Source organism: Halobellus limi, from assembly GCF_004799685.1.
GTDB classification, from domain to species: Archaea; Halobacteriota; Halobacteria; order Halobacteriales; family Haloferacaceae; genus Haloquadratum; species Haloquadratum limi.
Genome location: NZ_CP031311.1, coordinates 2,181,818 through 2,200,817, shown reverse-complemented (window position 1 = coordinate 2,200,817; position 19,000 = coordinate 2,181,818). Strand labels below are relative to the sequence as shown.

Below are 19,000 nucleotides of genomic sequence, written 5' to 3'. Positions count from 1 at the left end.
ACCAGCCGACGTACTCAACTCACTGTCGGAATTACACGACAACCACCGGATCTTCAGCGCGGAATCCCACGACAAAATCAGGCCAATCCTCACATTTCTGCAACTTGATAGCTAGCGCAGTGTGCTTCGCTCGCGTGTGCTCATCGTACTCCCGGACATAGAGCGCAAACGGATTTGTCATTCTAACTGCGCCTTGGCCTGATTCCAAATGTACTGCTCAAGATTGTCGAATCGGTCTTTGTAACCCCCCTCGTGATTATGATACGCTTTTGCGTGATCTAACGCCGTAAACAACGCATCGACCGTAACGCCGTCTTCTTCGACCGCTTGCGCGCTCAATGGTAACTCGAACGTGATCGTCTCTGTCATTATTTCACCTGCTCAAGCGCCCGCCCGATCTCGGCCGGTGCGTCGTCCCATCGAACCCACGATTCTAACACCTCTTTGACAGTCGAACAATCCTCGGCCGCCCGCTGCTCCGCACACGCTAACACCTCGTCGACACGCAGCAGCAGCTCAACATATCCATCTGACCAGTCGATCTCCCATTGTTGCCCGTCGATCTCGACGTATCGCTCATCGCGGTAGTGTGGGTCGTGGACGAAATACGCGTCAATGTTCGGATTACCGTATGCAATCTCTTTTTCAATCGTCAGCTCGCCCGACAGCTTAACCGACACTCTCGAATCCCGGTTTTCGCCCGCTCCTGCCTTCTTCACAGCAATACCACCGACTTCAGCGTATAACGTAGCCATTTTACTCTCTCCTGATTACTCGAATTGCCACACTCACCAGACGCGCCCGCCCGGATCGATCCGGCCGAATCGCAGCCTGTTTTCGCTGCCACTTTTTGCCCGCCTCCGCCCGCATATCCTGATTGATCTGATCGATCGTAGCCATATCAGACAGCTTCTCCCGTATCGCCCGCCCGCGTTCTTTCAAAAGCGTCTCTCACGCAATCCGGACACTCATACACATACCGCCCTAATGCAGTGTCATAGGTCCGGGATACCTCCCGGCCGTGTGTTCGACACTTCATTAGCAACCACATTGACCCACAGTCACCGCCTCTCGCTTTTCGACGTTGAGCACCACAAAGTAGCCATTACGCCGTAGCTCGCACGTATCGGGCGAATTACCCGATTCAATCTCTCCCGATTCGATACACTCTCGGATCGCAAAGCCCGGCACTTTCCGATCTTTCAATCTTTGAACAAAGTGTGTCGTCGGCCGGTAGTCACTCGGCCGTCGGCTTATTGCCATATCAGACATAGCTCTCTCCGTATCCCCCCGTCCGCAGGGGAAGGGTACGCCGTCGGAATTGCACCGACACTGTCGCACTAAGCGCGCACCGTGTTTTGTTTCGTATCTGTTATCGTTCGTATTTCGTCCCTCTCCGGGGTTTCACCGGGATATGCCCATCAAAGTGTATTCCATCAATTCGCCCGCCTAAGCGGGTATAAAACGAAACGCCGTTAACGGTGCCTGTAGGTACGGACGAACGACAGATAGTGTCTTTTCGTTTACCATTCCGCCCTACGTACACACGTATATGAGTCAGAGACTCACACACGTTGTTTTACGCCGACTTCGGATAGTGACGTATGAGAGGCAGTATCACGTACGTATCCCGGATAGTCAATCCGTAGGGATACGCCGGTATAGCAGCTAATTCTAAGTGAATCACGACATTTACGCCCGAACTATCCTGTAAATCAGCGGTATGTGTCTCCCGGCCGAATACCGTCGGCTTCGACCGATACCAGACGCAAAACGCCCGGTATGGGTAGAATCGGGATTTATCCCGGCCGTACCAACACACACATAACTATCCTCGCAGGGCGGTTAACCCCTACCTGTAGCACTTAGTCTAAGGCTCGGCACCTACTGAGCAGCACACATACGCGGGCCTTTTGAATAACTGAGGTTCCCCACGTATGCCTCCCGTTCGGTTACGCTCGAATAGTTCGGCTTGCTTGCTACTGAATGACAAAGGTAGCACTTTTGCACGGTTCCGTTATATCCGGCCGGTGCCGGTGGTTTCGGTCGACCTTTGAATCCGAGGGAGTATGTTAACTCCGTACTCCTCGCGGAGCAGTGGATCATATTGCCCGGAGCTTTTTTGCCGAATACTCCGGTTCACGGGCCTTAGCTGCGTATCTCCCGGTGCCGTTTTGCCATCCTACTTTTCGGAGGATACCCGATCGATTCGAGCACCCTGTCACCCTCGCCGAGCAACATACAACTGAACCACTTGGTTAGTATTATAGTTTTCTATTTTGATCTGTATATATACTAAGTTAACGCAGTGTAACGGTTTTGACTCAGATAGTGTCAATGAAACTGGAGAGTTATCACTATTCGGCCGTGTGGTGTGTGCCGACGGCTTTTCGCCGGGCAAGTGCTTTTCCGCAGGCTCATACGCGCGAATCGAAGCGGACACTCTGAATCCGCTACCAAAGGGTAGTCACTGGTGCCGGGAGAGGGAGAGAGACTTACCCTCTAAGCCGGAAATTCTCTGCACCCTACGATCTCCCGATAGTGATACCATAGACACAGAGCGACCGAATCAATCCGGGCGGTTAGGGGTAGATTCGATCTGTTCGACTGTGTGATCTGATCGAGACTGTGTGTGATCTGATCGACGTGTGCCGAGTGTCGGGCGATCGATCCGGTCAAGAGTGATCTGGTCGGTTCGATCCGGGAGAGTCGGCCGTGGGAATCGGAAAGGCGGCCGGTCGACGTGTGCCGGGTATGGTTTCGTCGGTGCCGGGCGAGTGATCCGGGAGATCCGGCCGAGAAAGAGTGATCCGGATTCGAGAGGGATGGGGTTACGACACGATCAGCAGAGGGGCGCGTGTAGAGGGAGGTAAGCTGCTCAGAATTTTTTGGGATTTTCGGGAGTTTGTATGGGCGGGTGCGTGAGTGTATATCGTAGAAGACTTCCCACACCTACACGGGAATCGCTCAGTGCAGTTGATACCGTTGCAGAATGGGGTAACTGCCTCTTTACTAACTATCTGAGTATCGATCTGTGTGTGTGCCTACGTTGTCGGAGTTTCTAACGAGAGTCCGCAGTAAATCACTGACTGACTTGATACGGTTGGCACCACAGCACGCTTGGACAGTCCTCAATAGGCGTGCGATTGCCGCGTACTATTGGAACGATCTCCACGTAACTCCCTTTGCTCGAACCCGTCGCCGTCACGATGCGGTTCAACAACTACGCTCTTCTCAAGAAGTACTGTTCCTCTGCCACGGGAACATTTGCCGAAGTCCCTTTGCAGAACGATACGCCCGAAAGGAACTGTCTTCGCGTGGAATCAATACGCTCAACGTTAGTTCAGCCGGATTTGTCGATATGAACAATCCCCGTTCACCGAGGAATGCACAAAGTGCCGCCGAAGCCTTCGATATTGACCTCACCGACCATCGGTCAGTCAAAGCTACTGATGCAATCATCGAAGCTGCTGACCTTATTTTTTTGATGGACTATCGAAATTATCACAATTTCACGACTCACTTTCCACAGGCAATTGACCGAATGTTTCTTCTGCGAATTTTTGAACCGGGATCTACAATGCAACTACCCGACCCGAATGGAAACTCTTCGTCGGTATTTGACACTGTCTACGCCGACATTGCCGCGTGTATCCGCAGTCTCATTGATGAGTACGAAAGCGTGATCTCGAAAGATCTGACATAGTCTACTTGGATAAATTAGCACGTAAACTCCCCCGACTGATTCATCTATGAGATAGTGAAATAATCGATGCGAGAAGTGTTATATAACGCCCTGTGTGGGGTGTATTTGCCACGGCTGCTCTATTCATCGAGCGCGCTTTTTTACGAAACAATTAAATACCCGGTGGGATGAGAACCTTCTCAGATCGGTCGTTTTCGGGCGTCTAAGCGATTGAGTATTTAAATCCCGCACCGGGTATATATACCGTTGTATCCTAATAGGGGTAGAGGAAGTTGGAAGCAAACAGCTCATCCTCTACTATCTGCTCTCTTTAGTGGGTAGCTTCGGGGCCGGATCTCTCTATCTCTTTCAGTTTTTGGCTCTGACGTTCCACTGTGTTTTGGATTCTCTTTGTGGTTATCTTGGTCGGGTTACCTCGGTAGTGATGAGGCCGTTCGGTGATCTTGCCCATCGAGGTTGACGACTACTGTTGGTTTTCTCAGTCCGCTTTTTGATTAGATCGTACTGGTTAGCCGCTACGATTGTGGAAAATCGATTGCGGGAGGATATATTACGGGGTCCGGGCTGAGCGGTCTGCTTCTATGCGATTTTGGGTGCTATTATGGCTACTACTCTATACAATAATTTCAAGACGCTTCTGCTGAATGGCGGTGTTGACCTCGATACAGATACGATTCGGGCACTCATTATCGACGATTCTGCGGCCTACACGCCTGATATTGACACTCACATCTACGTTGACGATGTGACGGCTGTGGCGAATGAAATGTCTGGTACGGGTTACACACGAAAAACGCTGAATGTCTCTGTTTCCACGGACAACACGAACGATCAGGGAGTGGTCGATGCCGACGATCTCTCCTATACGGGCCTCGATGCGGGGACGATTCAGGGTGTTCTGATCTACAAGGAGGTCACGACTGATTCGGATAGCCCTGTTGTGGGATGGTACGAGTCGGCTGATTTCCCGCTACCGACGAATGGTGGCGACGTGACGTTGACGATCAATGCTTCTGGCTTGCTGACGCTCGGGTGAGCTAAATGGCCCTTGTTTCTGGTTTCTTCATCGTTCCCGAAGTTGGTGCTGGTACGGAAGATGACCCGCAGCGACCGAAGTACGTCGATGACTCCCGTGTCGTAAAGTGGTACGGTGGGGAGGCGATCTCGCACGCAACGGGCGACTATCACGCTGTTCGTGTGTTCGTTGACGACGCCGACGACGTTGCGTTAGATCAGCTTGAACAGCAGTCCGACGCGTTCAGGATCTACCCTGCTGCGGTCGAGAACGCGCTGAACGCGACGAATATGCTGCCGGTTGATATTTCTGCCCGAGATTGGGCGCTGATGTTCTCTAAATTTCTGACTGAGTGAGTAGATGCCCGTTCTTGTAGACTTTGAAGATGGTGACGTATACGATTGGGTCGGCGGTAAAGCCTATCTTCTATCCGCAAGCACCACGCAGGCTCGGAACGGGGCGTTTTCGGGTGAGTGGGACCTCATTGGTGGATTCTATAGCGCGCTCGCAGAGCGGATGGATCTCACTGTCACGAACGCTGACACTGCGTCTTCTTGGATTTACGCAACCGGAGGGCATAGAGTAAATTTCAGGATTTGCGTACAGAACGACACTTCGTCGCAGCGAAACGAGTATTCTGCATCGATTGGCTCAGATGGGCTTGAGTTATACAAATACACCAACGGGTCGATTTCGTTTCTTGGGTGGTCTGGTGGCTCATTACCGTACAACTCGTGGATTAAATTAGAGATCGTTGGGGATGGGGCCGGTGGATTCACCGCTAATCTCTACGATTCTTCTGAGGTTCTTCAGGCGTCGGTTTCGGGTACTGATACGGCATATTCAAGCGGCGGAATCGGTATTTACGCCCAAACCAACAACGATCCGGCTGAGTTCTATTTTGATGACATAGCCGGGCCGACGCAGGGCGGTGGTCCGCAGTCGGCCACACTTGGTGTTGCGTCGGCGTCGGTCACGGCGTACGATGTGTCCGGGTCGGTACCAGCGCCACCGACGGATGATGTTACTCGTGCACTTGCGTCGAAGTGGAAGTTTGACTCGGGATACACAGATTCAGTCGGAACGTACGATGCGACGAATAACGGAACGTCGCTCGTTTCTGGCGGCTACATTGACGGAGCGGCGCAGTTCGATGGATCGTCTCACATTGATGCGGGCGACCACGCGACGATCGACTCGGCCCCGTGGACGTTTGCGATCAGATCGTATCTGACGACGACCACGACCGGGACGACCGATATTCAGACGATTGCGTGTAAGAACGTTAGCTACTCTGATCGGGCGTTTTGGCTGGTTGAGTGGGATGGCCTGATCCAAGTCCGCGTTGGTTCTAACGCGGTGACGGTTGAGGGTCCGGCTCCGACGCTGAATACGTGGCAGACGATCATTGTGACCTACAACGGCTCGACATTCGAGCTATGGGTTGACGGCGTTTCCTACGGGACCAACACGGAGACGACAATCGGCGGCGCAACTGCACCGCTTCGATTTGGGTCTGAGAAAGGGACTGACCGCTACATCAAAAATGGCGGTCGCGTTGACGACGCTCGGGTCTACAGCGACGTTCTGACGAATCAGGAGGTTGCTGATCTGACGGCGTACGATGGGACCGCAGTTTCGTCGGTTTCGGCTACGCTGGCGACGATGAACGTGTCGGGTGCGACCTACAGCGTCTCGGCTTCCGCTGGTGCGGTTGCTGCGACGATTGACAGAGTGGATTCACCGTCGGCGGAGAGCGATCTCGGGGCGTCTCCGGGCGCGGTGAGTGCATCTATGGAGGTAAGCTCGGTCGCGTCGGCTCCGAGTGGTATGACTGCGAGTGCTGGTCCGGTCGCGCCGCAGCTTGGGAGTGTGAGTGCTTCGGGTACTCCTACAATTATCGGGGTTGCTCCGGGAGCGGTGAGTGCGGCGGTGGAGGGACCGTCAATAACGTCAGCAGGGACCGATCCCAATATACTATTGGCTCCTGTCTCGCCGCCCCTTGAAGTAGCGACTGTGGGCGCAATACCAGTTTCGGTGTCATCGATCGTGGGTCCGACCGCCGCGACGGTGGATTCGGTGGGATTTGTCGCGATCCCTCGCGCTATCGGCTCATCTGAGGCGGTGTATGCTGCCCTTGAGTCATTAGGTGTGGTGGGCTCTCCGGCCGATCTCGGGGCGATTGTGGGCGCTGTATCGAGTGCTGTTGGAGTGGCGTCGATTGTCTCGTCGATCAGCTCGCCGAGTGCGAGTGCTGGCCCGGTGGCTCGAACACTATCTTCGGGGGATCTTCCAACGAGTCCGGCCTCTCCGGGTGCGGTTCCGGGGCCTGTTTCGGCTGATCTCGGTTCACTGTCCGCATCTGCGGGGTCGTTTGACCTCGGTGTGGTTCTCGCGATGGTTGCGATGCTCGATCTCGTGTCTGTGGGGTCGGAAAGCGGTGCGTGGAGCGCGTCTCCGGGGGCGGTTTCAGCCGATTTAGCTTCCATTTCGGGGCGTCTCGGGTCGTCTTCAGTAGGTAGCTCTGTGGCTCCGCGCTCGGTAGGCGTCGATTTGGCGGCTCTGAGCGGACTTGTGGCCCCCCTTTCTGCCGAGAACGTCCTGTTCTTGTTCCTTCGGATGAGCGAGACGGGTAATTCGTCGATTTCGGTGGACAATTCCGGTGAAAACGGGTTATCGGTGGATAATTCGGGCGGTAATGGCTTCGAGTTGGATAGTACGAACGACAATTTTCTCTGATCTCTGATCTCAATGGTTGACTACAAAATCACACAGAATGACCGTTATCCGGCGCTTGTCGGCTTCTGTAGGGACGAAGACGGCGCGGCTGTTGATCTGACGGATGCAACCGTTGAGTTTCATATGAAGGCTCGTGGGTCGGATGCGGTGAAGGTCAACGAGTCGGCGTCGATTCTCGATGCGACGGCGGGAAAGGTGGCGTATCAGTGGCGTGCTGGTGATACGGATACGGCCGGTGTGTTCCTCGCGGAGTTTGAGGTGACGTACAGTGACGGCTTCCCGGAGACGTTTCCGTCTGAGCCGCTTGAAATCTTCATTCGGCCTGAGTTGGGATAGCGTATGGCTTCACAGGAGGTTAGTGGGGCCGATGAGCAGCAGTTGGGCGAGTTGAAGGTTGAGTACCTGAAGTCGCCGAAGTTCCGGGAGTCTGCGATTCCGTTCGAGGAGGCGTATTGTCTTGCTCGCATTGGGAGGCAGCCTGTGGAGTACGACGGCCCGCAACGTTATTGCCAAAATCGGGTTGCAAAGGATGGAAATCGAGATCGGTGTCGCTTCCACGGGGCGTTTGCGAAGCCGACGCTTGAGAATTTGGACAAGCACGCCCCGCTCAAACATTCTATGTACGCGTTACCTGAGACGATCCGGGAAACATTGACCGACGAGGAACAGGATCTCCTCGATTGGATTATGACGTGGCCCGAGGTCTATGATATTGACCTCGAAAGTGATCCGGCGGCGGGTCATTCGTTCGATACGTTGGCGATCGAGATCGTCCGGCAGGCTCGTTCGTCTGATTACATCTTGGCGAATACTGAGGTGACGACTGAGGGGGTCTACGATGCGAAGGGTGAGCTTCTTGAGACAAAGGAGGTTTCCAATCGTCTGATCAAGGATCACCAGTCGCAGATCCGCCTAATCGATACGATCAAAGAGTCGCTTGGAATCACGCGGAAGGCACAGAAGAAAGACGAGCAGGTGAAGGATCGAACGGATGTTATGGATTCGCTGGCGGGTGCGCTCGGTGATTTGATCAATAACGACGAGTCTACGTACGATCCTGAAATGTTCGAGTAAAGCACGGGTGGGGGAGAGAGTCCCTATGTGCGTGCTTACCTACCTGTGTGGTAGGGAGAGAGTGTACCGGGGTGACTAATCCCCGATTGTCTGTTGTTGCTCCGACGAGGAAAGCGTCGGAACAAACCACGGTACGCTGGTGGCGACGATAAGGGTTTCTATGGAAATTTGTGAGCTTAGCGAACAATACTGTTTGATTGACGAATTAGAACTGGTTCCGTACACGGGGCAGTATGCTGCTGTCTCGCCTGATTTCTGTGTGGAAATCTGCGAGGCAACTGATTCGTTGCGAATGGTTGCGAAGGTCGGGTCAAATCACGTTGATGTGGTGGTTGATTCGGCGATGCCGTATGGGATTTTGGCAGTTCCCTCAGCTATGTACGGTGAGTCAGATGGGACGGAGACGACGGAGGAGCCGATCTACTTTGCACGCCGTGACGGGCTGAAGGCACTCGTTGTGTCGGGAATTGTGGCGAAGAATGGACCACGTTGACGCGGCGCGGGTGTCACGAGCGGGGCCGGGGGAAGGTGTTTCGGACCCGTCTCAGGTGTTCGAGTTTACGCTTGATGATTCGGATTTCCTGATTGCGTGGGATATGGAGTGCGCGAAGGCTGAGACGTGTTGGATTCAGTGTGATCTGGCGAGTCTTGAGCTGTATATGTAAGTTAGTATGAAAATCGGGGCAATTCTTCAGGAGTTCTGTGAGGTGACGGGCGCTGACCCGGAGGCCGTTGCGAAGCGGTGGAATGGGCGTCCTGATCACATCATCGAGGATTTGTTCCGGCTCCCGGATGCGGACGGGCAGTTACACCCGGTCACACTGTTTGATCCGTGGCAGCGACAGTTCGTTCACGCGTATTTCTACGGAGATGCGTCTGTCATTACGCTGCTGAAGGGTCGGCGCATTGGGGGGACGGCGATTGCGCTGATTTGTATGGCGCTTGAGGCGATTGTCCGGCCGAATCAACTGTATCCAATTGTCTCGACGAAGGAGGATCAGTCGCACTCTCGGATTTCTGATCTTACTGATCTGTTCGAGAACGCGGTGATCGAGGTTCCCTTGCCGACGAAGAATAAGGGCGACCTTGAGTTGTGGAACGGGACGAAGTTCGTTGGGTACACGGGCGCTCCAGATTCGTCTCGTGGTGACGGCGCTCGGTCGATTCTCTTCGACGAGATGGCGTTTATGGAGAAGCAGAAGGAGAAGCTCCGCGCCTATCGTCCGATGATGAGCTTGTCGACGGGGAAGATGTTGCAGGTGAGTACCCCGAACGGCAAGAGTGACGAGTTTATGAAGTCGTTCAAGCGCGGTTCGCTGAGCGGCTTCGATGAGGAGGGGACGAAGTTGGGCGTCATTTCGATGTTTCAGCCGACGTTCCACAATCACGACGAGATTGACATTGAGGTCCCGTTGTACGAGCAGGAGCTTGCCCCGGCTCGCCCGGATCTGAATATCGATGTGGTCGAGCAGGACCGCGCACAGGACCCGGTGGGGTTCGCCCAAGAGTACCTGTGTGTTCCTGCTGCGGAGGAGTCGCTGTTCTTCTCTGAGCCGTCAGTTGAGGCGGCAATGCGGATACCGCAGGGGAACGAGTCCTATATTTCGGGAATTGCGGCCCCTCGGATGGGCGGAACTCGGTTTATGGGCGTCGACGTTGGGTACACGCACGACGACACGGTAATTTCTGTGTTCGATGCGTGGGAGGACGAAAAGGTGGGCGTGGAGCGGCGGTCCCAACGCTATCTTGAGGTTGTTTCGACGAAGACGATCTCGGCGCTTGGGATTGCTGATCCGGATCGGGAGAACGTGAATCACGTTGCTGCCCGTGTGAGCCACGTTTTCGATTCGCTCGACTGCGATTACCTGATTATGGACGTGACGGGGTCAGGTCAGACCCTCCCGGCACTCCTTCGGAAGAAGCTCGGGAGCGCAGTGATCCCGTTCAATTTCTCTGATACGAAGAAGGTCCGCGATATGTTCTACGCGATGAACGCGGGGCTTCGACAGGGGACGGTTGCCTTGCTCCCGGATGAGACGCTGTTCGAGCAATTAGTTGCGATTCAGCGGATTCAGAAGAAGGACCACCTTGTGCCCCGATTTTCGGGGAAGGACACGGCTCCGGAGGGAAAGGATGATGTTGCGATTGCTACTGTCTTGTCCGCCTTTCCGCCCGGATTCGATACTCCTCCCGCACGATCGGTTGCCGCGAAGGAGTATCCGCAGGTTGATCGGAGTAGGAAAGTTGTTGATTACGACCGCGACACGCGGGGATCAGAGCGACCGGTTGCGTTCGCCTCTCAGAAGGTGAATCGCCCAACAGGTCGTCGGTCTTACCGCTCTCGGTACGGTCGTCGCTAATTTATCTAATGTCTGCTATTCAAACTGAATTATATCGACGGGCCGCCGAGGGCGAGATGGTCGTTTCTGACGACGCCAAGCGGCGGGCTGATTTTATGCTCGAATCTCCGAAGGCTGTGGTTGTCCGTGGGCAGGCGGCGGGTGGGAAGCCTCGCCCGAGTGAAGCTCCGGAATCACAGATTGACGAGTTTCGGGCGATTCGGCGTACAGATCCGCACGTTGCGGAGATCATCAATCTGATCGTAGATTATATTGTGGGAACGGGATTCAATGTCGCCCCGGCGAACATCCCCTACACCGATGAAGGTCAAACGCCCGAGGAGGTAGCGGATTTCAAGCGGCTGATCGAGGTGTCGGGCTTCGAGGGCGTGTTACCTGAGTGGGTTGATGTTGCGCTGACGGATGGGACGGCGTTTTTGGCTGTAGTTGTCGAAGACGACGTGTTCAAGCCAAAGGTGCTTCCCACGAAGGCGATGTCCATTCAGCGTGATAAGTTCGGGAATATCACGGGCTATGAGATGGATAATCCGGATGCCGCCGATCCGATTGAGTTTGGGCCGTTCGATCTTGCGATTTTACGGTTTTTTCCGGACGTTAATTCGCCGTGGGGTCACTCGCTGATCGAGTTCATTCAGGAGCCGGTCGATATGCTCCGAGATATGGAGATCGATATGGCCCGATTCGTGGCGACGAAGGCCTATCCGCCGATTCACTTCAAGTGTGGGACGGAGGATCGGCCGTGGCATCCCGATGAGATCACGAATTGGCTGAATGAGCTTCGAGATATTGAGCCGGAATCAATGTTGGCAACGGGTCACGACGTTGAGCACGATGTTGTTGGGACGACTTCGACGCAATCCTCGGCGGGGATGATGAATCTTGAGCCGGTGTTCAAGCACCTTCTTCAGCGGATTCACGCAGGGATGGGTGTTCCGCCGTTCTTGACGGGGATGGATACCGACATTAATCGAAATACGTCTGTGGCGGTAATGCCGAAGTTCGACCGCCGGATTCAGCGGTTCCGGCGGATTCTACGGCACGTCATTCGCTATCAAGTGTTTGTCTCGATTCTTGGGCACCCGACGCCTGAGGATTACGTTGAGATCCCCCCGGACTTCGAGTTTGGGCAACACTCGTCTGAGGAGGAGCGCCTTGAGGCTGAAATGGCGATTCAGTTGGTGAATAATGGGCTTCTCACGAGAGAGGCAGCAGCCGAGAGAATCGGGATCGATCCGGAAACGGAGCTTCCCCAAGAGGACGAATTAGCTGAGCATATTCGGATCATCAACGAGCTTGCGGGGAAGGGCGATAACATTCAGAACCCGAATGGTGGCTCACCGAGTGGCACAGGTGGCGGTACGGAATCGGGTGGTCGGTCTGTAAAGGGCCGACAGAACCCTGAGAAGGACACCTCGGGGGCGAGAGTCGCCCGCAGGGTGATGTTACACAAGAATGAGCGACGATGGAAAGGTCGCTGAGCTTCTTTACCGTGTAGACGAACGAACGGCACGAATTGAAGATCGTATGGAGCGGATGGAGGTTCGGATTAACGAAACCAACTCCGAGCAATATGAGCGCATTGCGTCGATCGAGGGGAGTTACGAAGATCTCGATAACCGCGTGCGCCGAAATACGACGATAATTTCTGGATTCTCTATTGGTTCCGGGGCGGTTCTGACGGCGATTTCTGCGAAGTTAGCTGACCTTTTGAATTGGATTTGATGTATGGACACGAGTAAGATTGACGCGGATCTTGAGTTTAGTGCGGCTACGTCGGCTCCTGTTGGTGCGGAATTTTCCGTTGATGGATTCAACGAGTATGGCGTCCGGGAGAACCGGGGTGAGTCGGGCGAGCTTGAGAGTATTGATGTGGTGTACCGGGCTATGGAGCCGGGGCTTCGCAAGAACATTCGAGTGACCCCGGATTTCCTTCAGTCGGTCGCGTCAAACTTCTCTGAAGCGATCGGTGCGCCAACTCAGTTTGATCACTCGAAAAGCCAGCGGGCCAACGTGGGGCGGATTACCCGTGCGTGGTTTGGCTCGAACGCGCTGTATCTGATGAACAACATCCCGAATACGGGGTCGTCCATCAGATCGGATACGATCTCTGATTTCCTACACGCACCCCCGGCGATTACGGATGGCTCGGTGGGGTTCGGGCGTGATTATGAGATCACGTTTAACGAGGAAAATGAGGAGTACGAATTTGTTGACGCCACAATTCGGGAGTTTTCGCTAACTCCATTCCCGGCAGGCTACGATACTGGTGGTCTGTCGGCGGCGTTCTCTGAGGCGGTTTCCACTCTCGTCGATGATTCCGATGTGTCGGAGGAGAAGAGAGCGGGGCCACGCTCACACGCGAGAGTTTCGCACGCGACTATCGAGGATCTATAAGATATGAAGAAGATTTCTATTGACACCCCTGTCGAGGATATGGATGAGGAGAGCCTTCGCGCGACCTTTACGGACGTGCTGGCGGCTCACGAGGAGAATGTGACGGAGTTTGAGACTGAGACGACGAAGTTCTCGGAGCTTGAATCCGAGCTTGAAGCCGAACGTGAGAAGACTGCTGAAGTTTCTGCGTATTTCGCTGAGAAGGCGACGGCAGTGACGAGCCTCGACACTGATCTTCTCGTCGACCGGTTCTCTCTTGAGGAGCTTATGGGGATGGCGGCTCGCGCTGACGAGGAGGCTGCTGCGGCCGCTGCGTCGGCTTCGGAATCGGAATCAGAGTTTGACGATGGCGAGGAGGCTGACGTTGACGGCGGTGACGACGCTGACGAAGACGTGACGATCTTCGCTGAGCGCCGTGACCGCGCGCCGATTACCGATGAGGAGCAGGCGGCGTTTACGGATGAGGCTCGTTCTCGCCTCTCTCGGATTCCCGGTCTGACCTTCGACTAACACTTCTGATTCTGATTCTAAATGACTGATTTCAAGATTGCGACTGGTGCTGAACAGCCTATCAACACGTCCGCTGCCCTTGCGGGGGCGAAGTTCGAGCAGGGTATCCCGGTGGGTATCAACTCGGCCGGTAAGATGGTCCCTGCGGACGCTGACTCTGCTTCGACCATTATGGCCGTCGGCGTTGCCTTCGGGCCTGTTGACGACCTTGCGGACTACTCTGGTATGCCTGACGCCGTTCAGTCGGCTGTTGAGGCGAACCGTGTTCTCGTCGACCGCGACCGCATTGCTGCGGTGAAGTACGGGATCGAGCTTGAGAACAACGACGCCGACTCGGGCTTTTCGCCCGGCGAGGTTGTCTATTTGGCTCCCGGTGGGGGCTTCACGCAGACTCGCCCGACCGACGCGTCTGGTGATCTCGTTCAGATTCTCGGAACGGCGCTTACGGCTGAGCGCATTGCGGTCCACGTTGTTCCGAGCGACGTTGTAGCCTGAGCGTCGGGCTGACACTTCTACTTCGGGGTTGAGTTGCCCCCTTCCAGTTGCGACTCTATCTATCAAATTTTCTACAAATGGCAAACCGTATGCTGCACACTAAGGACGGCGTTCCGCTCTCTGAACTTCTGGCTCGCGCTGAGGCCGAGCTTAACCTGTTCAATCAGGCCCCTCGCGTTATCCGCGAAATGCTCGGGCAGAATGTCGACGAGCAGGTTTTCAAGGTCTACACGGGTGATATGGAGTGGGAAGAACTCGCTGAGGGCGAGCACCCGCGAACCGGCGAGCTTGCGTCGAAGGAGATGGCCTTCTCGGTCAGCACCTTCGGCCGCTCGCTCGGAATGACGCAGGAGCTTATCGAGGACCACTCTGCGGACTACGTTCTCCGCCGGATCGACGCGCTCGCTGAGGGTGCGCTGAAGAAGGAGCACGATGTTGTCTTCAACACTATTCGTGGTGCGTGGGCGGACGGGTCGGGACTCTGGTTTACCCCGGAGGACTACGGCAACCGCTCGTTCTCGGCGACCCACGACCACACGTATGCTGACACGAATGATCTCTTTGGTGACGCGGACGCTCACACAGCGCGCGAGCACCTTGAGATTCTGGCGGAGGATGTTGAAGAGCACGGCAAGGTCGCTTCGATTGCGATTGTCGGCTCTGACTTTGCCCGTGCGCTGAAGAGCGAGCTTACGTGGGCTGCGTCGTACAACATTCCAACGTTCGAGAGCCTTCGGACGACGAGCTTCCCGGAGAACGGCCTTGAGGTCGACGGCCTGCGCGTCTACAAGTCGATGTGGGTTGACGCGACTGAGGCTCACGTTATCGCTGCGGACGAGCGCCCACTGTACTTCCACGAGCGCCGCCCGGTTCAGCTTAGCTCCGGTGAGTACGGCGGACCTGTCTCGGACCCCGCGACTCTCCTCGGTGCGTACGGCTCGGCTCGCTACGGTGCGATCGTTCCCGACCCGCTCGCGGGTGCAAAGATCGTCGCTGCGGACAACCTCGCATAGACGGACTAACGCTCTTGGTGCGACATTATGGCTACTGACGATTTTACGTTGAGTGAAGAGGTACGGGTTCAGACGGGCCTTACCGATGAGTCGGCACTGTCTGATGAAGACCTGCTGACGCTGATCGGTCGCGCCAAGTTTGAGATTGAAGATGAGGTTCGGCAGTCAGTTACAGACTTCTATGCGACTTCTGATCTTGAGGGGGCGTTGTTCTGGCTATCGTGTATCTTCGCGGTCGGCGAGGGTGCTGGTGGCGGGGACGCGTTTTCGCTTGGATCAATTGAATATCGACCGGGCAATGGTGACGCGTATCCCCAATCGTGGGATGATCGGTACCGCCGATATATTGCTGGTGTGATCGGTGCACAGCGAAACTTTGTCGGGAGTACGTCGGTTGCGCGGGATGATCGGTCGTACGAGTACACCTACACTCCGCTTGACGATATATGAGTTTCTTCGCTCGGTTCTCGAATCGGGTGGATCAGCTCATCTCGCGGGCGGGAGTCTCCTGTGAGATCCACCGCGAAGTATCCTCGGGAACTGATCGCTACGGGAAGCCTGTCACCTCGTGGCAGCCCGTTGGGTCGGTGACGATTGCGGATCTCGGCGACGGTCGGGACTCGTCATTGTCGTCGACGGAGATGGGTCGGTACCGTGACGACGAGTTTCTGGTTGCCTTCTCATTGTCGGCTGATATTCAGTCGGATGATCGGGTGATCTTCTATGGGGACACGTATCGCGTGGATACTCGAAAGCGGTTCCCGACGCATTACGAGTCGGTGATCCGCCGGGTCGAAGAGTGACGTAATGTCGAATTTTGACGCTCGCGTTTCGTTCAATAACGAGCGGGTAATGCGGAAGGTGAAAAAAAAGATCAATCGCGGGATTCGGGACTCTGCGGCTGAGATTGCTGATGAGATCGTTGATACGGCACAAAACCGGATTCGGGCGAAGCAGGCTGTCTACACAAGCCAATTGCTCAATTCGTTTAGTTACACGATCAAAACCGGCTCTAAGAAAACGACGATCCGCGTTGTGAACACTGCGCCTCAGGCACCGTATCAGGAGCGTGGTGTCCGAGGTGTTGAGCGCGGTGTCGGTGAGTATCAGTACACGAGTCGGAAGCCCCCGATTGACGAATTGTTGCCGTGGGTTCAGGCGAAGCTCGGTGGAATGACGCTTGACTCCTCAGGGGCGCGGATCATCCCGGCTCCGGCTGACGACTGATTATGGACGACAATTCACGCGATCTCGCCTTTTGGCTTCAGGACAAAATCTATCGGGAGGGTCTTGAGCCGATCTGGTTTATGCGACGGGCTGAGCGGTGGGCGAAGTCTGAGGCGTCGGATGTGGTTGCGGATGCGATTTCGCGGAGGTTGAAGTGAATAAGAGTGAGGTATTAGTTGAAATTCTCGCGGAGTTACGTCCGCAGGTGTCGATTCCGGTTGATACCGAGGGGATTGACGGCCCTCGGGAGATTCCTCGGGTGACGCTCGGGAGTGTGTCGGTTCGACGGGTTCCGGATGGGCACCAGAATTATGTGGGAGTCGAAACGGATGGCAGCGGACGCGAGACGGGAACAGTACACCACCTTGTGTGGCGTGCTACCGTGGATACGGTGGTGGTTACTCCGGACGAGGTGGAGCGAGACGATGTTCTCGATTTGATCGGATCTGCGTTCGCTATTCACGAGGATCTGCCCCACGAGTGGCACCCGGATGTTCGGCTGATTGAGGTGGGCGCGGAGTCTCCTCGATCGTTGCCGTTCCAAGAGCCTGATCTGTTTTCTGGCGGTCGGACGCTCACGTTTGAGTATGTCCAAGAAGTGACGAAGAGCGGGAATACGCTTACTGCGGTCACTGAGGCGGTCGATCCGACGCTCACGATTTCTGAAACGGTTGAGTAGGCCGTTATTCTGCTCGGTTTATCAAATGACTATCAATATTGGCAATTCTACCCTTCCGGGTGTCTACACCCGGCAGGAGAGCAACAGTTCTGTCGCCGCAAACGTGTCCGCCCCGGCGGATGTGGGCCTTGTCGGTGAAGCGGATCTGACTGCGGGTACGGCTGAAGCGAACACGGTGTATGCTGTAACGACTTCTCCGCAGGCTTACCGCCTGTTCGGTGACTCCCCGCTGGCGGGGGCTATCGCTGACGCGCTTCAGAACGGTGGGTATCCTATCTATTCTGTCGCGTGTGAGCTGATCGATGTGACGGGCGAGGACATTTCGGGGTCCGGGTCCACGTCTGTCACCCTTAGCAACGCGCCTCTTTCAGAGGATGTTTCGATGATCTCGATCGAGGTTGACGGAACGAGTAAGTCGGTTACGGGGACGTTCGGAAACCCCGCCGACGAGTCCCCCGGTTCGGATGCGGCGGTTGTGAACACGGTCGTCGGCGAAATCGAGCTTGATGCTGCGCCGTCGACTTCGGGGACGGCTGATTACACGTACGCCGATTACTCGGGTGCGCTTTCCGCCCTTGCCGACGACAAGAAGCACGTTCTCGATTTCGTCGGTGTGCTCGCAGAGAATGGCGACGTGATCAACGAACTGAACACGACGATCAACGGTATGGCGAACACCTACAATTTCGCGCTCGGGATTGCGGGTGCTGCGGCGTACATTCCGGATACGTCGGCGTTCACGAACCCGCTTGATACCTCGCGGATGCAATTGGTCTTCCCCAACAGAAACCGGGCGGGCGAGTCGCTCATCGGGGCCTATGTCGGTGTGCGTGGCTCGATCGGGATTAACCAGTCGGGGATGCGAAAGCGTCTCGCTGGCCAGTCGAGTCTGTTCGAGGATCTCTCGTCGACGCAGAAGGCCGACCTTGATGTCCTCAACATCGTCGTCCTTGAGACTGACCGTAACGGTGTCCGGATGGTCAACGATCCGACGTGCGTTGCCGCTGACAATCTCGAAGAGGCGGAGTACAATCACGGGCTGGCCCGCTTGGTGGGCGACTACGTGACGCTGATCGTGCACGACAATGCTGACCGCTTTATCGGGAAGCTCCACACGCAGTCGGCTCGGAACAATCTCGGTGACATTCTGAACAACGAGTTGTCGTCGCTTCTGCGGACCAATTCGATTGTCGCGTACACGGTCGCCGTTGAGGAGATCGACAGCGTGACCGCGCGTGTTGAGGTCGGTATTCAGACCGCTGACCCGCTCCGGAATATTGAGGCAATCATCGTCAGCGGTGACGTTGACACGGCTTCGGCATAGGTACGCGGCTTTCTGAGGTTCTAAATTATGGTTGATTATTCTGAAACTGCGGCACAGATTATTGTTGAGTACGAGGGTGAGCGCCTTGTCGTCACGGACCTCGACCTTCAGTCCGAATACGATATGGAGCGTAATTACGGCTCGGGCTATGTTGTCCCGGAGTCGGTTTCGCTGAAGAAGATCGAACACGGCGGCTCGATCACGCTGAAGGGGAACAAGCTCTCGCTGAATGAGGTAATGTTCTACCAGCCCGGAGATAACATTCCGGAGGGCGCACAGGTCGGCACTCCCAAGCCGGGTGTGCTGACAATCACGCATATGGATGGGTCGACCACTTCGGGGTACGATCTGTTCGTGATCACGCGCGGCTTCCAATTCTCCGAGGGTGAGTCGGCCGAAACCCGCTATGAGTTCATCATTATGCGGATGGACGGCGATCCCGAACCCCTCTGAGCGCGTCCCGC

Annotated in this window: 21 protein-coding genes; 19 read left to right on the top strand and 2 right to left on the bottom strand. The window is 55.4% G+C overall.

The features are described 5' to 3' along the window. Window positions 1-177: 177 nt before the first annotated feature. Complete coding sequence (locus DV707_RS10800; RefSeq protein ID WP_103991692.1) at window positions 178-369, bottom strand: hypothetical protein; 192 nt, start codon at window positions 367-369, stop codon at window positions 178-180. Further along, window positions 369-755 (bottom strand): hypothetical protein, encoded by a 387-nt coding sequence (locus DV707_RS10795; RefSeq protein ID WP_103991693.1) that lies wholly within the window; start codon window positions 753-755, stop codon window positions 369-371. Before DV707_RS10795 ends, DV707_RS10800 begins: the two co-directional genes overlap by 1 nt. Before the next feature lie 2,279 nt (window positions 756-3,034). Between DV707_RS10795 and DV707_RS10790 the strand changes: the two genes are divergently transcribed. From DV707_RS10790 to DV707_RS10700, 19 genes are all read left to right on the top strand, one after another. Next, the gene (locus DV707_RS10790; protein ID WP_103991694.1) at window positions 3,035-3,706 is read left to right on the top strand and encodes an arsenate reductase/protein-tyrosine-phosphatase family protein; all 672 of its coding nucleotides are present in this window, start codon (window positions 3,035-3,037) and stop codon (window positions 3,704-3,706) included. Between the two features lie 601 nt (window positions 3,707-4,307). Then, the gene (locus tag DV707_RS10785; protein ID WP_103991695.1) at window positions 4,308-4,742 is read left to right on the top strand and encodes a hypothetical protein; all 435 of its coding nucleotides are present in this window, start codon (window positions 4,308-4,310) and stop codon (window positions 4,740-4,742) included. Between the two features lie 5 nt (window positions 4,743-4,747). After that, window positions 4,748-5,077, top strand: coding sequence for a hypothetical protein (locus tag DV707_RS10780; protein ID WP_103991696.1), 330 nt, complete (start codon window positions 4,748-4,750; stop codon window positions 5,075-5,077). Between the two features lie 4 nt (window positions 5,078-5,081). Further along, window positions 5,082-7,460, top strand: a complete 2,379-nt coding sequence (locus tag DV707_RS10775) for a LamG-like jellyroll fold domain-containing protein (RefSeq protein WP_103991697.1) — start codon at window positions 5,082-5,084, stop codon at window positions 7,458-7,460. A gap of 12 nt (window positions 7,461-7,472) precedes the next feature. Continuing rightward, window positions 7,473-7,796 (top strand): BppU family phage baseplate upper protein, encoded by a 324-nt coding sequence (locus DV707_RS10770; RefSeq protein WP_103991698.1) that lies wholly within the window; start codon window positions 7,473-7,475, stop codon window positions 7,794-7,796. A 3-nt stretch (window positions 7,797-7,799) separates the two neighbouring features. Continuing rightward, window positions 7,800-8,534 (top strand): hypothetical protein, encoded by a 735-nt coding sequence (locus tag DV707_RS10765; protein ID WP_103991699.1) that lies wholly within the window; start codon window positions 7,800-7,802, stop codon window positions 8,532-8,534. A gap of 671 nt (window positions 8,535-9,205) precedes the next feature. Further along, the gene (locus tag DV707_RS10760; protein WP_103991701.1) at window positions 9,206-10,894 is read left to right on the top strand and encodes a terminase large subunit domain-containing protein; all 1,689 of its coding nucleotides are present in this window, start codon (window positions 9,206-9,208) and stop codon (window positions 10,892-10,894) included. Window positions 10,895-10,950: 56 nt separating this feature from the next. Next, on the top strand, window positions 10,951-12,372 hold the full coding sequence (locus tag DV707_RS10755; protein WP_136361891.1) for a phage portal protein family protein: 1,422 nt from the start codon (window positions 10,951-10,953) through the stop codon (window positions 12,370-12,372). Further along, the gene (locus DV707_RS10750) at window positions 12,347-12,616 is read left to right on the top strand and encodes a hypothetical protein (RefSeq protein WP_136361859.1); all 270 of its coding nucleotides are present in this window, start codon (window positions 12,347-12,349) and stop codon (window positions 12,614-12,616) included. The genes DV707_RS10755 and DV707_RS10750 overlap by 26 nt, the downstream gene beginning before the upstream one ends. 3 nt (window positions 12,617-12,619) lie before the next feature. Then, a complete protein-coding gene (locus DV707_RS10745; RefSeq protein ID WP_103991704.1) occupies window positions 12,620-13,288 on the top strand; it encodes a hypothetical protein in 669 nt (222 codons plus the stop codon). A 3-nt stretch (window positions 13,289-13,291) separates the two neighbouring features. Then, window positions 13,292-13,798, top strand: a complete 507-nt coding sequence (locus DV707_RS10740) for a hypothetical protein (RefSeq protein ID WP_103991705.1) — start codon at window positions 13,292-13,294, stop codon at window positions 13,796-13,798. A gap of 21 nt (window positions 13,799-13,819) precedes the next feature. Then, window positions 13,820-14,293 carry a hypothetical protein gene (locus DV707_RS10735; protein WP_103991706.1) on the top strand — a complete coding sequence of 158 codons (474 nt, stop codon included), beginning with the start codon at window positions 13,820-13,822 and terminating at the stop codon, window positions 14,291-14,293. A gap of 89 nt (window positions 14,294-14,382) precedes the next feature. Beyond that, window positions 14,383-15,306: a phage major capsid protein gene (locus tag DV707_RS10730; protein ID WP_200820885.1), complete on the top strand. Its 924-nt coding sequence runs from the start codon at window positions 14,383-14,385 to the stop codon at window positions 15,304-15,306. Window positions 15,307-15,333: 27 nt separating this feature from the next. After that, window positions 15,334-15,756, top strand: a complete 423-nt coding sequence (locus DV707_RS10725; protein ID WP_103991708.1) for a hypothetical protein — start codon at window positions 15,334-15,336, stop codon at window positions 15,754-15,756. 26 nt (window positions 15,757-15,782) lie between these two features. Further along, window positions 15,783-16,109 (top strand): hypothetical protein, encoded by a 327-nt coding sequence (locus DV707_RS10720; RefSeq protein ID WP_136361858.1) that lies wholly within the window; start codon window positions 15,783-15,785, stop codon window positions 16,107-16,109. 4 nt (window positions 16,110-16,113) lie between these two features. Continuing rightward, window positions 16,114-16,533 carry an HK97 gp10 family phage protein gene (locus tag DV707_RS10715; protein WP_103991710.1) on the top strand — a complete coding sequence of 140 codons (420 nt, stop codon included), beginning with the start codon at window positions 16,114-16,116 and terminating at the stop codon, window positions 16,531-16,533. A 154-nt stretch (window positions 16,534-16,687) separates the two neighbouring features. Then, on the top strand, window positions 16,688-17,212 hold the full coding sequence (locus DV707_RS10710) for a hypothetical protein (protein ID WP_103991711.1): 525 nt from the start codon (window positions 16,688-16,690) through the stop codon (window positions 17,210-17,212). Window positions 17,213-17,237: 25 nt separating this feature from the next. Next, on the top strand, window positions 17,238-18,536 hold the full coding sequence (locus DV707_RS10705; protein ID WP_103991712.1) for a hypothetical protein: 1,299 nt from the start codon (window positions 17,238-17,240) through the stop codon (window positions 18,534-18,536). A 27-nt stretch (window positions 18,537-18,563) separates the two neighbouring features. Continuing rightward, window positions 18,564-18,989, top strand: a complete 426-nt coding sequence (locus DV707_RS10700) for a hypothetical protein (RefSeq protein WP_103991713.1) — start codon at window positions 18,564-18,566, stop codon at window positions 18,987-18,989. The last annotated feature ends 11 nt before the right edge of the window (window positions 18,990-19,000 follow it).

What these genes read in the sequence shown, in the direction of transcription:
- DV707_RS10800 (WP_103991692.1), bottom strand. Translation starts at nt 369, where the DNA reads ATGACAGAGACGATCACGTTCGAGTTACCATTGAGCGCGCAAGCGGTC.
- DV707_RS10795 (WP_103991693.1), bottom strand. Translation starts at nt 755, where the DNA reads ATGGCTACGTTATACGCTGAAGTCGGTGGTATTGCTGTGAAGAAGGCA.
- DV707_RS10785 (WP_103991695.1), top strand. Translation starts at nt 4,308, where the DNA reads ATGGCTACTACTCTATACAATAATTTCAAGACGCTTCTGCTGAATGGC.
- DV707_RS10780 (WP_103991696.1), top strand. Translation starts at nt 4,748, where the DNA reads ATGGCCCTTGTTTCTGGTTTCTTCATCGTTCCCGAAGTTGGTGCTGGT.
- DV707_RS10775 (WP_103991697.1), top strand. Translation starts at nt 5,082, where the DNA reads ATGCCCGTTCTTGTAGACTTTGAAGATGGTGACGTATACGATTGGGTC.
- DV707_RS10770 (WP_103991698.1), top strand. Translation starts at nt 7,473, where the DNA reads ATGGTTGACTACAAAATCACACAGAATGACCGTTATCCGGCGCTTGTC.
- DV707_RS10765 (WP_103991699.1), top strand. Translation starts at nt 7,800, where the DNA reads ATGGCTTCACAGGAGGTTAGTGGGGCCGATGAGCAGCAGTTGGGCGAG.
- DV707_RS10760 (WP_103991701.1), top strand. Translation starts at nt 9,206, where the DNA reads ATGAAAATCGGGGCAATTCTTCAGGAGTTCTGTGAGGTGACGGGCGCT.
- DV707_RS10755 (WP_136361891.1), top strand. Translation starts at nt 10,951, where the DNA reads ATGGTCGTTTCTGACGACGCCAAGCGGCGGGCTGATTTTATGCTCGAA.
- DV707_RS10750 (WP_136361859.1), top strand. Translation starts at nt 12,347, where the DNA reads ATGAGCGACGATGGAAAGGTCGCTGAGCTTCTTTACCGTGTAGACGAA.
- DV707_RS10745 (WP_103991704.1), top strand. Translation starts at nt 12,620, where the DNA reads ATGGACACGAGTAAGATTGACGCGGATCTTGAGTTTAGTGCGGCTACG.
- DV707_RS10740 (WP_103991705.1), top strand. Translation starts at nt 13,292, where the DNA reads ATGAAGAAGATTTCTATTGACACCCCTGTCGAGGATATGGATGAGGAG.
- DV707_RS10735 (WP_103991706.1), top strand. Translation starts at nt 13,820, where the DNA reads ATGACTGATTTCAAGATTGCGACTGGTGCTGAACAGCCTATCAACACG.
- DV707_RS10730 (WP_200820885.1), top strand. Translation starts at nt 14,383, where the DNA reads ATGCTGCACACTAAGGACGGCGTTCCGCTCTCTGAACTTCTGGCTCGC.
- DV707_RS10725 (WP_103991708.1), top strand. Translation starts at nt 15,334, where the DNA reads ATGGCTACTGACGATTTTACGTTGAGTGAAGAGGTACGGGTTCAGACG.
- DV707_RS10715 (WP_103991710.1), top strand. Translation starts at nt 16,114, where the DNA reads ATGTCGAATTTTGACGCTCGCGTTTCGTTCAATAACGAGCGGGTAATG.
- DV707_RS10705 (WP_103991712.1), top strand. Translation starts at nt 17,238, where the DNA reads ATGACTATCAATATTGGCAATTCTACCCTTCCGGGTGTCTACACCCGG.
- DV707_RS10700 (WP_103991713.1), top strand. Translation starts at nt 18,564, where the DNA reads ATGGTTGATTATTCTGAAACTGCGGCACAGATTATTGTTGAGTACGAG.